General features: G+C 49.1%; 12 protein-coding genes. 6 read left to right on the top strand and 6 right to left on the bottom strand.

Annotation, left to right across the window (positions count from 1 at the left end; genetic code table 11):
* Nucleotides 1-304: 304 nt before the first annotated feature.
* Nucleotides 305-1015: an NAD(P)H-flavin reductase gene (gene fre, locus MO387_RS12720; protein WP_006079948.1), complete on the bottom strand. Its 711-nt coding sequence runs from the start codon at nt 1013-1015 to the stop codon at nt 305-307.
* A gap of 114 nt (nt 1016-1129) precedes the next feature.
* Nucleotides 1130-2611, bottom strand: a complete 1482-nt coding sequence (gene ubiD / locus MO387_RS12715; RefSeq protein ID WP_242326326.1) for a 4-hydroxy-3-polyprenylbenzoate decarboxylase — start codon at nt 2609-2611, stop codon at nt 1130-1132.
* 159 nt (nt 2612-2770) lie between these two features.
* On the opposite strand from ubiD, the gene MO387_RS12710 reads away from it, so the two are divergent.
* The gene (locus tag MO387_RS12710) at nt 2771-3616 is read left to right on the top strand and encodes a hypothetical protein (RefSeq protein WP_242326325.1); all 846 of its coding nucleotides are present in this window, start codon (nt 2771-2773) and stop codon (nt 3614-3616) included.
* 98 nt (nt 3617-3714) lie between these two features.
* Nucleotides 3715-4950 carry an MFS transporter gene (locus MO387_RS12705; RefSeq protein WP_242326324.1) on the top strand — a complete coding sequence of 412 codons (1236 nt, stop codon included), beginning with the start codon at nt 3715-3717 and terminating at the stop codon, nt 4948-4950.
* Nucleotides 4951-5038: 88 nt separating this feature from the next.
* Here MO387_RS12705 and MO387_RS12700 read toward each other — a convergent pair whose 3' ends face one another.
* The 4 genes from MO387_RS12700 to arfB all read right to left on the bottom strand — a co-directional run bounded on the left by MO387_RS12700 (nt 5039) and on the right by arfB (nt 7364).
* A complete protein-coding gene (locus MO387_RS12700; protein ID WP_242326328.1) occupies nt 5039-5716 on the bottom strand; it encodes an SDR family NAD(P)-dependent oxidoreductase in 678 nt (225 codons plus the stop codon).
* An 81-nt stretch (nt 5717-5797) separates the two neighbouring features.
* Nucleotides 5798-6247: an acetyl-CoA carboxylase biotin carboxyl carrier protein gene (accB, locus tag MO387_RS12695; protein WP_242326323.1), complete on the bottom strand. Its 450-nt coding sequence runs from the start codon at nt 6245-6247 to the stop codon at nt 5798-5800.
* 36 nt (nt 6248-6283) lie between these two features.
* A complete protein-coding gene (gene aroQ, locus MO387_RS12690; protein WP_063883660.1) occupies nt 6284-6724 on the bottom strand; it encodes a type II 3-dehydroquinate dehydratase in 441 nt (146 codons plus the stop codon).
* Between the two features lie 208 nt (nt 6725-6932).
* Complete coding sequence (arfB, locus tag MO387_RS12685; RefSeq protein WP_242326322.1) at nt 6933-7364, bottom strand: alternative ribosome rescue aminoacyl-tRNA hydrolase ArfB; 432 nt, start codon at nt 7362-7364, stop codon at nt 6933-6935.
* A 136-nt stretch (nt 7365-7500) separates the two neighbouring features.
* On the opposite strand from arfB, the gene MO387_RS12680 reads away from it, so the two are divergent.
* The 4 genes from MO387_RS12680 (at nt 7501) to MO387_RS12665 (ending at nt 10619) form a co-directional block, all read left to right on the top strand.
* Nucleotides 7501-7866 carry an STAS/SEC14 domain-containing protein gene (locus MO387_RS12680; RefSeq protein WP_011845671.1) on the top strand — a complete coding sequence of 122 codons (366 nt, stop codon included), beginning with the start codon at nt 7501-7503 and terminating at the stop codon, nt 7864-7866.
* A gap of 36 nt (nt 7867-7902) precedes the next feature.
* Nucleotides 7903-8112, top strand: coding sequence for a DUF3012 domain-containing protein (locus MO387_RS12675; RefSeq protein WP_006079957.1), 210 nt, complete (start codon nt 7903-7905; stop codon nt 8110-8112).
* A gap of 195 nt (nt 8113-8307) precedes the next feature.
* Entirely contained in the window at nt 8308-8760 is a 453-nt protein-coding gene (locus MO387_RS12670) for a hypothetical protein (protein WP_242326327.1), read from the top strand.
* Between the two features lie 371 nt (nt 8761-9131).
* The gene (locus MO387_RS12665) at nt 9132-10619 is read left to right on the top strand and encodes a TolC family protein (protein WP_242326320.1); all 1488 of its coding nucleotides are present in this window, start codon (nt 9132-9134) and stop codon (nt 10617-10619) included.

Below are 10619 nucleotides of genomic sequence, written 5' to 3'. Positions count from 1 at the left end.
GTGGTCGAGGTTACGAATAGCGATAGCTGGAGTAGTCATAATGATCTACCTGCAAAAAGTAGTAATAGATCAGAATGACCGATCGCCGTCAAGTTTTTTAAATCGAAAATTAGGTGCGGAATGACGGTTTAATCTTTTGCTTAAGCAAAAAATAACCTTTGGATAAGCAGATTTACTGAGTGGATGTATCCACAAAATATGAAATACGGCATGACGTATAAAACAAAACCCCAGTAAAAACTGGGGTTTATTATTTAAGCCTTAGCTGGCAAAGGTTAGCCAGCTAAGCTAATAAATCAGCGCGTTATTTGATAAACGCGAACGCATCACCGTAGAGATGCGCTTCTTCTACACCAATCTCACGGAAGATTTCCCGTGCTGCACCCACCATGTCGAAACGGCCGGCGATGTAGATGTCGTAGCCATTTAAGCTGACAAAATCTTGCTTAATTTGTGCTAACAGATTGGCGGTTTTACCTTGCCAATTGGCTGGGGCTTCTTCGATCACTGGGACGAAGTTCAACCAAGGGTGGGCATCGTGCCATTGGCGGGCTATGGCTTCAAAATACATGGCATCTTGGGTGCGACAACCCCAATACAGGGTGGTTTTAACCTGTTGGCCAATGGCGATTTGGTGCTCGACGATACTCTTAATGTAAGAGAAACCAGTGCCGCCGGCGATTAAGAGGCGAGGGCGTTGGCTTTCGTGGCGCAGGTGGGCTTCGCCGCCTGGGGCTTCAATGTCGATAGTGCTGCCATCAATGGCGCAGGCTTTCATGCGCTCGACCACTTGCATTGGGTAGCTTTCACTTACAGCGGCGCCAATGTGTAATTCGATCAGCTCGGCGTTTGGCGCTGACGCGATAGAGAAGGGGCGTTTATCTTTTTCACCCATGACAACACATAAGTATTGCCCCGCTTGGAAATCGAAGGCGGTTTCTGGTCTTAACAATACTTGATATACGGCATCGTTAAATGGGCTAACTTTCTCTATCTTACAACGTATGGTTTTCATCAAACTTCCTTTGCACCTTTCTTCAGCAGTATGTGACTAGGTGTCGCTTTAGCGGCCTGTTATTGGCCTATTCTCTTGGCTTAAGCCGATATTTGAGTAATGGCTTAAGCTGAATTATAGGGTTGGGCTGTCGTCTATGCCTAACTCATCCCAGATTGAGTCGATCTTTTGTTTTACTTTTGGATCCATCACGATTGGCGTGCCCCATTCGCGGTTGGTTTCACCTTCCCACTTATTGGTGGCATCGAGTCCCATTTTTGAGCCTAAACCCGCAACGGGTGAAGCAAAATCGAGGTAGTCGATCGGGGTGTTTTCGATCATCACAGTATCGCGTTTTGGGTCCATACGGGTGGTGATCGCCCAGATCACATCCTGCCAGTCACGGCAGTTCACATCTTCATCGACGATGACAATAAACTTAGTGTACATAAATTGGCGTAGGAAAGACCAAGCGCCCATCATCACCCGTTTGGCGTGTCCCGGATATTGTTTACGAATAGAGATCACTGCCATGCGGTACGAACAACCCTCAGGCGGCAGATAAAAATCAACGATCTCAGGATATTGCTTACGCAAAATCGGCACAAACACTTCGTTTAATGCAACTCCCAGCATGGCGGGCTCATCCGGTGGACGGCCAGTGTAAGTGCTGTGGTAGATGGCATCTTTACGGTGAGTGATGTGGGTAACGGTAAATACTGGAAACTTATCGGTTTCGTTGTAGTAACCCGTGTGATCGCCGTAGGGGCCTTCTTCCGCCAGTTCCTCAGGATCGATATAACCTTCGAGGATCATTTCACTGGTGGCGGGCACTTCTAAGTCACAGCTTAATGCCTTGCAGACTTCGGTACGTTCACCGCGCAGTAAACCGGCAAAAGCGTATTCGCTCATGGAATCGGGGACTGGGGTGACGGCACCTAAAATGGTCACAGGATCGGCGCCGAGTGCGACGACAACAGGATAACGCTCACCGGGGAATTGTTGTTTAAAATCAGCAAAGTCTAACGCGCCGCCACGGTGGGATAACCAACGCATGATCAGCTTGTTTTTACCCAGTAATTGTTGGCGATAAATACCTAAATTCTGGCGACTCTTGCGCGGGCCTTTGGTGATGGTTAAGCCCCATGTCACTAGTGGTGCGACATCGCCCGGCCAGCAATGCTGAATAGGTAATTGGGTCAAATCGACTTCATCGGCAGTTTTGATCACTTGTTGGCAAGGGGGATTGCGCACTGTCTTTGGCGGCATATTCAAGGCTTGCTTGAACATAGGGATCTTAGCGATCGCGTCTTTAAAGCCCCGTGGTGGTTCGGGTTCTTTTAAAAAGGCTAACAGTTCACCCACTTCGCGCAGGGCTAAGGGGTCATCTTTACCGAGCGCCATGGCCACACGTTTTGGCGTACCGAACAGGTTTACCAACACGGGCATGTGATGATCTTTGGGATTTTCAAATAATAGCGCAGGGCCCTTAGCGCGTAATACGCGATCGGCGATCTCTGTCATTTCTAAATGAGGATCAACTGGGTAGCTAATGCGTTTGAGTTCGCCATTGGCTTCCAGATGATCAATAAAGCTGCGTAAATCCTTAAAACTCATGTGGAAATAGCCTCTGCAATGAAAATCCGTGTGGCGCGCACTATAGCATTTTTCTGTTTTAGGGTTAACCAATTCAGTGATCTTCAAGCTTAGGAAGCGTAAAATGGACGCCAGTAAGTCACGATTGATCTCGCTTACGCCCTTTATTTCGAGGTTTATATGAATATCCCAGTAACGTTTACTCAAGGAAAGTGTGTTCAAAGTCAATCACATGGCGTGCTTAAGCGGCCGCTAAAGTGCTTGGTTTTGTCGCTGGCGGTGGGGATATCGCTCTTGGGCGCGCTCAGTGTGTCGACTGCGGCGGTTGCCGGAAATCGCGACCATTCGGAGCAAGGCGAGCGCCAAGGTCATCGTGATAGCCACAGCCGTGGCGACAGTCATTACAACAATCGTTATGACAATCGTCATGACAACCATTACGACAACCGCCATGTGCGCAACGATAATCGCCACTATCGTCCCTATTATCGACCTTATTACCGTCCCTATTACCCTTGGGGTTTAGGACTGGGTTTAGGGCTTGCAACAGGTTGGGGCTCTGGCTGGAATGTCGGTTATGGTGTGAGCAATCAATGGAACAATGATTGGGGCTGGAATACTTCGCGTGACGTTTACGCTCGAAATTACTGGAACTCGCCCTATTCGGGCATCGGCCTGTCGATTCCTATGGCCTACGACGATGAACCCGTGGCGATTTCTGCACCTGTACGGGTGACAACCAGTATGCAATATTCTGCGAGTGAAGGCCGTATGGTGTCGAGCATGCCAACAAGCATGCCTGCAAATATGGCCGGACAAACGAACGGGCAACTGGTGTCGCAAACTAGTAACGCCACTGGCAAAACAGCTGCGACTCCCCGTCCACGGGCAGTGCACAGTGTGTCTAGCTTGCCGAGTAATGCTAGGGTTGTGCAGCAGGATGGTCGTACACTTTACGAGTGGCAAGGCACGCTTTATGCCTTTGACTGGAACAGTCAAACTTATCAAGAACAGTTAGTTAGATAGATTTACATTAGGTAAATGACTGAGAAATTGGAGCCCCTTAGTGGGCTCCAATTTATTTATTAGCTAGTTGTCGTTTTATAGCATAGCGGAGAAAAAGTTTGAAAACCGTTCAACATCAGGTTCAAAATCCATCTGTCCAAAATCAGCATAAGGGCGCCAGTACACTATGGGTGTTGCTCGCCTTAGCGCTTGGCACATTTGCCTTAGGTACCACAGAATTTGCTTCCATGACTCTAGTGCCCTATATCGCCAGCGATTTAGGCGTAGATGTCGCCCACGTGAGTTATGCCATTAGCGCCTATGCGCTGGGGGTTGTGGTCGGTTCGCCGATTATTATGGTGCTGGCGGTTAGGGTCAGGCGGCGAACACTCTTGATTGCTTTAGCTGCTTTAATGGCGCTGGCCAATGGCTTAAGTGCGTTAGCGCCATCATTGAATTGGTTAATCTTTTTTCGTTTTCTCAGTGGCTTGCCCCACGGCGCTTATTTTGGTGTGGCTATGTTGCTCGCGGCCTCTTTAGTGCCGCCAGAAATGAAGGCCCGCGCCGTATCGCGGGTGATTATTGGCCTTACACTGGCGACGATTATCGGTGTGCCGTTTGCCACTTGGATGGGGCAAACTGTAGGCTGGCGCTCAGGCATTGGCATAGTGGCGATTCTGGCGACCATTACGGCTGTGATGGTGTATTTTTTAGCGCCCAATCAAGCCGTGGCCGCTGATGCTAGCCCCAAAAAAGAGCTACAAACCCTGAAGAATCGTGAAGTATGGCTGACGCTCGGTATCGCGGCGATTGGCTTTGGCGGTATCTTCTGCGTGTATACCTATCTGGCTGAAACCTTAATCCAAGTGACACAAGTCGAGCCGTTTAAGATCCCGATCATGATGGCGGTGTTTGGTATTGGCGCAACATTGGGCACCTTAGTGTGTGGCTGGGCGGCGGATAAGTCGGCCTTAGCGGCGGCGTTTTGGTCGTTAGTGTTAAGCACTCTGGTATTAGCGATTTACCCGAGTTTGACCGGACATTATTGGGCGCTGATGCCCGTAGTATTCTTTGTCGGTTGTGGATTAGGGCTTGCCACTATTGTGCAAGCCAGATTGATGGATGTGGCGCCCGATGGGCAGGCCATGACAGGTGCGTTAGTGCAATGTGCCTTTAATCTCGCCAACGCGATTGGCCCTTGGGTGGGCAGTTTAGTGATCCTGTCTGGACAAGGGATTGCCGCGACAGGTTATGCGGCGTCTTTGTTGTCTTTAGGAGGACTTGTGATGTGGTGGCTGACCCACAGGGAGAGTCGCCGCGCGGTGAGCTTAAACACAGCTAACTGCGCTGACTAGCAAGCGGATCACTCAGGTTCGAGGTGCTGCTATCCTGCGTCTCGAACCTGGCTTGTGCTCAATCTGCTAGCCTCAGTTTCGGCTAGGGCTAGGCTCTTTGTATGGTGATATCGGCGATATAACCATGCTCTGTGGCAACTAAGGCTTGCTTGAGCATGCCTGCCGCTTCATCGGCGGACATAAAACTTGAGGTATCTAATGCTTTACCGCTACTTGGCCAAAAGCCTGTATCCATGCCGCCGGGATACACGGCAATCAACTTCATTGGGCTTTGTTTCAGCTCTAATCGCACCGACTCGATAAATCCTCGTACCGCCCATTTTGCCGCGCAGTAAGTGGACTCTCCCGCTTTGGCAGTAAGCGCTGCGGTGGACATAACCACAACCACAGTGACCGCTTGATCTTTATAGCGTTTGACCAATTCCCGCACCAACAGAATCGTTGAGGTGACATTGTTATTGAGCAGGCTGTGGATATCGCTGGCAGTTTGGGTTTCAATCGCCCCAAAGTAGCCACTGCCCGCGCAGTGGATCACGGTTTTAGGGGCTTGCGTCAGGCCATCGAACAGGGCTTCGAGACTCGATTCACTTGCGAGATCGGCGGTGATCGCGGCGATAGGCTTGTTGGAGAAGGGCGTTAATGCATTGGCGACGGTTTGTAGACGCTCGGCATTGCGGCCTGTGAGTGTTAGCGGTTCATTTTCTTTGGCGTAGAGCGATGCTAGCGCCGCGCCTAAACCACTGCTGGCGCCGGTAATTAATATCATAGTGACCTCGGTTAATGCCGCCTTTGCTTGAAAACCGCAGCTTAAACTCAAGTGCGCTTCAATTCATGATAAGGCGAGCGGTTAGATTAAGGTAAATAGCGGCTGATCGAATGCCACTTCATCGCCGTCTTTGGCCCAAATAGCGCTGATCACGCCATCGCGCTCGGCTTGGATGGGATTCATCATTCTCATCGCTTCGATAATGCAGACAACTTCACCTTGGCTCACCTTTTGGCCGACTTTAACCAGCGGCGCATCATCAAGTTCTGCCGCCGCGTAGAAAGTGCCGACCATAGGCGAGACTTGCACAAAACCTTCCACACTTGGCGAAATGGCGGTTTGCTTTGCCTGTGCATTCAATGGTGCCACGCGTGCTGTAGGTAGCGTTTGCGATGACTGTACATTGGCTGGCATAGGGCTGTAGCGAGTGATGCGAATCGATTCTTCACCTTCAGTGATCGCCAGTTCTGCAATGTCAGATTCTTGTACTAACTCAATAAGTTTTTTAATTTTACGAAGATCCATTGCCATTTCTCTGCCCTTGCAAAGCACGCTATTGAATAGAATTTACTGTGGCTGGTTGAGCCGCTTAATGGCTGCCGCCAGTGCAAACTCATAACCCTGTGAACCGAAACCGCAAATCACGCCTATCGCCTTATCGGAAAAATAGGAATGGTGGCGAAAAGCTTCACGGGCGTGCACATTGGATAAATGCACTTCAAAGAACGGAATTGCCACGCCAAGCAAGGCATCACGCAGGGCGACGCTGGTGTGGGTAAAGGCGGCGGGGTTGATAATGATCATCTTGGCATCAGTCGCATGAATCGCGTTGATTAGCTCAAATTCGGCGTTGGACTGAATATGTTCAAGCTCAACTCCCGCCAATTTTGCCTGCTGGTTTAACTCCGCCACTATGTCGGCCAAGGTTTGATGACCATAAACGCTGGGCTCGCGGCGACCTAAGAGGTTGAGATTGGGGCCATTGACGAGCAAAATTTTGTGACTCATTGCGCTTTCCTTTACGACATGCCTTGGAATTAAAGCTGGGAGGCATTTTTTAGTTTTGTTGATAGGTCACTAACTTAACCTGTTCAAATCGATTTTGCATTATCCGTTAGTCGATTGTGTGCGAGCTGAACATGTGCGAGCCGCCTATACCATTGAAATCCAGCGCCATTGTCGGGCAGTTTCAACTGCGGCCTAATGCTGATTAACGCTAATAATCAGTCTTTTGCTGACGCATGGCTTTAGTGGCGCCTTTTTGTTTCTTGGACTCTAATCGCCGCGTTTGGCTGCCTTTGGTGGCGCGGGTAGGAATGCGTTTTTTCTGCACTTCAGCGACGCTGGCGACTAAGGCGATAAATTGCTCCAACGCCGTTTGGCGGTTAGCATCTTGGCTACGGCTCGCTTGGCATTTGATGATGATTTTGCCGCTTTTAGTGATGCGGTGATCGGCCTTGTTGAGCAAGCGTTCTTGGTAATACTCGGGTAATGATGAGCTTTTAATATCGAAAATTAGCTGCGCAGCGGTGGACACTTTATTTAAGTGTTGACCGCCTGCGCCACTCGAACGGATAAATTGCCACTCGATTTCATTTTCCTGAAGTTCCACACGGTTTGAGATTTTTATCATGGCAAACTTAGGCATTTTTCAGCATGGATTGAGAAGCCATCAATAATCACTTATGGCTTTTCAATAGATTTGTTATCATCGGGCGCATTCTTTGCCACTGCATTGGTCAAGGCCATTGCTTGCAAAAGTGTTCTCGATTCGGAGTGCCTCTATGTTATGCCAAATCCCCGATATTGCTAAGGGTGTTATCAGTCTTTTTGCCAGTGGCCGACTATCCTCCACCGATTATCGGACCCGTTTACAGCCGGCGATTAAGAGTTATCGTAAGGATTGGGGCCAAGTTTGCCTGTATATTGAGGCTGACGTGTTACTCGAGGGCTGGGAATTTGAGTCACTCACAGGTAGTGGTGAAGTCCAATTACCTAATTTTGAAGCCTTAGTATTTGTGGGCGGACCTGATTGGGTGGGAAATGCGGTGCGCTTACTTGGGCCTTTTATGCAGGGCGAAGTGGCATGGTTTCCCCTAGAGCAGAAAACCAAAGCGATTGCTTGGATCACTAAGCGTTCGAATATCTAATGGTCTAATGTAGACCGTATTTACAAGGAATGAAGTATGTCTTTATTTAAATCGCGCGCTTTTTCTAAGCAAAATGTTTCAAAAATCAGTGCTATTGCGTTGGTGCTGGCGTTTACCGCTGGTCTGAGTGCCTGCGCGCCAGAAGTGGGTAGCGATGCTTGGTGTAAGCAGATGAAAGATAAGCCGTCTGGCGATTGGACTGCTAATGAAGCCGCAGATTACGCTAAACACTGCGTGTTTAAATAAGTGTTGCGTGTTTAAATAAGCACTGAGTATTTAAGTCAGCGTTAGCCTTTAGAGATCACAGCTTGAAAGACTTTGCTTGCGAGCTGTGAACTTATGTTTATCATACGGGTCAGATGTTCCGTTATCCGTTATCCGTTATCCGTTATTTGCTATAGGTGATATTTGAATTCTACCGCTAAGCCATTTTTTACTCGAATGGTGACCTTACTGATAGCCATTATCGTGCTGCAATTTGCTGGCGCGAATTTGGGTGCGCATCAGTTACATGCGGGCAATGGCGCGGAAGAAGCCGATAATCATCCCCATCTGCAATTTAGTGCCCAAGTGACCACTTTAGCCCAATGTGTCGATTGCGTTTGCCCAAGTGAGCAAGCCCTAGGCTTTACCGACATTGATGCAAGTACCAAAGTGTTAGGCAATAACGCGGGTGAAAATCATGCCAGCGAATTGCATTCCCACTTAGTGAAAACCACAGAATTACAGGATTTTGACCTGTGCCTCGATTGCCAATGCCATGGCGGTCATGTGGCGCTGTTATCTCCTGGGCTAAGCCAACCTGTACAAGCGTTAGAAAGCGTCTTTCTCGCTGCTAATGTATCCTATTTCCAGCCCGATAATTTACCTAAGTACCGTCCTCCAATAGCTTAATCCCCCAATATCCAGCTTATTCCTCGGTCTAAAGATCTTGATTCATCTTCTTGGATCTCAATCTATTTCGCCGCGCGATAAGCCTTTTATATTCATCCCCCAAATGCGATTTAACTGATGCTCAGCAGCGTGAGTTGTTGTACCAGCCATCGGCCTTTTAGCCATGGGATGTGTTGGTTATGCATAGCTTAAGTTACGCATAGTGTTAGCTATGTATTGCTTGGCGGGATGATTCGATCGGCGCTTATTTGCCATGCCTAGAACGATATGATTGCTTTGCATTGAGCTATTTCAAATGAAGCTCAAATCTAGCAGTCTCACATTGGGCGCAAAAGTCAGCCGATCCACATTCGATATTGTTAGGATTTGCGATGAACAAAACGACTCTCGCCCGTACCTTGGCTTGCCTATTTCGATCGGGCTTGCTGAGCTGCGGATTAGTATTGGCTGCCGGATTGCTAGCCTTTGCCCTCGCGGCAGAAAATGACACTCTTGAAGTCTTCCTTAAAACCAAAGCCCTTGAAACCACTCCCTTGGAAACCAATGTGCTTGAAACCCAAGCCTCAGAAGCCGAGGTATTTAAAGCTCAATCACTGGGCTTACCCGCTAAAGAAACCGACGCGCCATATGTCGCCTTTGGCCAATGGTTGCCTGCGTTACTCACACAGTTCAATCAGTTGCCTGAAGTGCAGGCGCAGCTTACACGGCAGCAACAAGCAGAGCTTGCCATTCAGGCGGCGGATCGCGCCGTGTATAATCCTGAGCTTGGGCTTAACTATCAAAATGCCGACACAGATTCCTACAGTTTAGGTCTGAGTCAAACCCTTGATTGGGGTGATAAGCGCGGCGTGGCGACAAAACGTGCCGAGCTTGAAGCCCAAATCCTGTTCGCTGATATAGGTTTAGAGCGTAACCAAATGTTGGCCGAACGCTTACTAGCGTTGGCAGAACAGGCGCAAAGTCGTAAAGCGCTGACCTTTGCCGAGCAGCAACTCAGGTTTACTAAGGCGCAGCTCGGCATTGCCAAGCAGCGGTTGGCGGCAGGGGATTTGTCTAACGTCGAGCTGCATTTGATGCAACTCGAGTTAGCAACCAATACCGCCGATTATGCCTTAGCCGAACAGGCAGCTTTAGTGGCCGACGGCAAAGTGATTGAGTTACTTGGAAATAATAATTTTGCCTTTAGCGAATTTATTAGGGAGATCCATGTCTTCGTGACTCAGGCTAAGCAAGCGCCAGCAACCGAGTTGAGCCCCTTAACATCCACTTTGCCGGCTCTGGCGAGTGCCTATCAGCAAGTGCTGCTGGCACGAGTCAATGCCATGCAAGTTAAGGCCGATACGTCAGCAGACCCGACCATTAGTCTAGCCGCCGAAAAGGAAGGTACGGACAATAAACTTGGGGTTGGTGTGTCGATTCCTCTACAAGTTCGCAATAACTACAGTGAGTTACAAGCTGTAGCCGATAAGGGTATTGCGATCGCAGAGCAAGGCTATCTTGCCCGTGAGCGAGTACTTACCGCTAAGCAGAAACAATTCCTCTATGCGTTACCGCGTTTGCTTGAGCGTTACCAAGACTGGCGCGAGTTAGTGCAAGTGTCAGGTGCTAAAGCGGCTAAATCCTTAAGCCAACAATGGCAGGCGGGGGATGTGAGTACCAGCGAGTACTTGCAGAGTCGCCGTCAGTTGGCCGCCAGTTATTTGGTGGGGTTGAATCTAGAAACAGCCATTTATCAGAGCTGGTTAACGTGGATGGGTGAAAGCGGTCAGCTTATGCCCTTTTTGAATGGTACGGCTGAACAGATCAGCCAAGCACCTTCACACATGCCCAATGCCGCCGCGCGCACAGTAAACCAATGA

The sequence above is a fragment of the Shewanella sp. N2AIL genome, assembly GCF_022690845.1.
Taxonomy (GTDB): domain Bacteria; phylum Pseudomonadota; class Gammaproteobacteria; order Enterobacterales; family Shewanellaceae; genus Shewanella; species Shewanella baltica.
This window is presented reverse-complemented; position numbering and strand designations above follow the sequence as displayed.

Coding starts and splice junctions, on each gene's coding strand:
- aroQ (WP_063883660.1), bottom strand. CDS start 6,724: ATGAGTCACAAAATTTTGCTCGTCAATGGCCCCAATCTCAACCTCTTA.
- MO387_RS12700 (WP_242326328.1), bottom strand. CDS start 5,716: ATGATATTAATTACCGGCGCCAGCAGTGGTTTAGGCGCGGCGCTAGCA.
- MO387_RS12675 (WP_006079957.1), top strand. CDS start 7,903: ATGTCTTTATTTAAATCGCGCGCTTTTTCTAAGCAAAATGTTTCAAAA.
- MO387_RS12670 (WP_242326327.1), top strand. CDS start 8,308: ATGGTGACCTTACTGATAGCCATTATCGTGCTGCAATTTGCTGGCGCG.
- MO387_RS12710 (WP_242326325.1), top strand. CDS start 2,771: ATGAATATCCCAGTAACGTTTACTCAAGGAAAGTGTGTTCAAAGTCAA.
- accB (WP_242326323.1), bottom strand. CDS start 6,247: ATGGCAATGGATCTTCGTAAAATTAAAAAACTTATTGAGTTAGTACAA.
- MO387_RS12680 (WP_011845671.1), top strand. CDS start 7,501: ATGTTATGCCAAATCCCCGATATTGCTAAGGGTGTTATCAGTCTTTTT.
- fre (WP_006079948.1), bottom strand. CDS start 1,015: ATGAAAACCATACGTTGTAAGATAGAGAAAGTTAGCCCATTTAACGAT.
- ubiD (WP_242326326.1), bottom strand. CDS start 2,611: ATGAGTTTTAAGGATTTACGCAGCTTTATTGATCATCTGGAAGCCAAT.
- MO387_RS12665 (WP_242326320.1), top strand. CDS start 9,132: ATGAACAAAACGACTCTCGCCCGTACCTTGGCTTGCCTATTTCGATCG.
- arfB (WP_242326322.1), bottom strand. CDS start 7,364: ATGCCTAAGTTTGCCATGATAAAAATCTCAAACCGTGTGGAACTTCAG.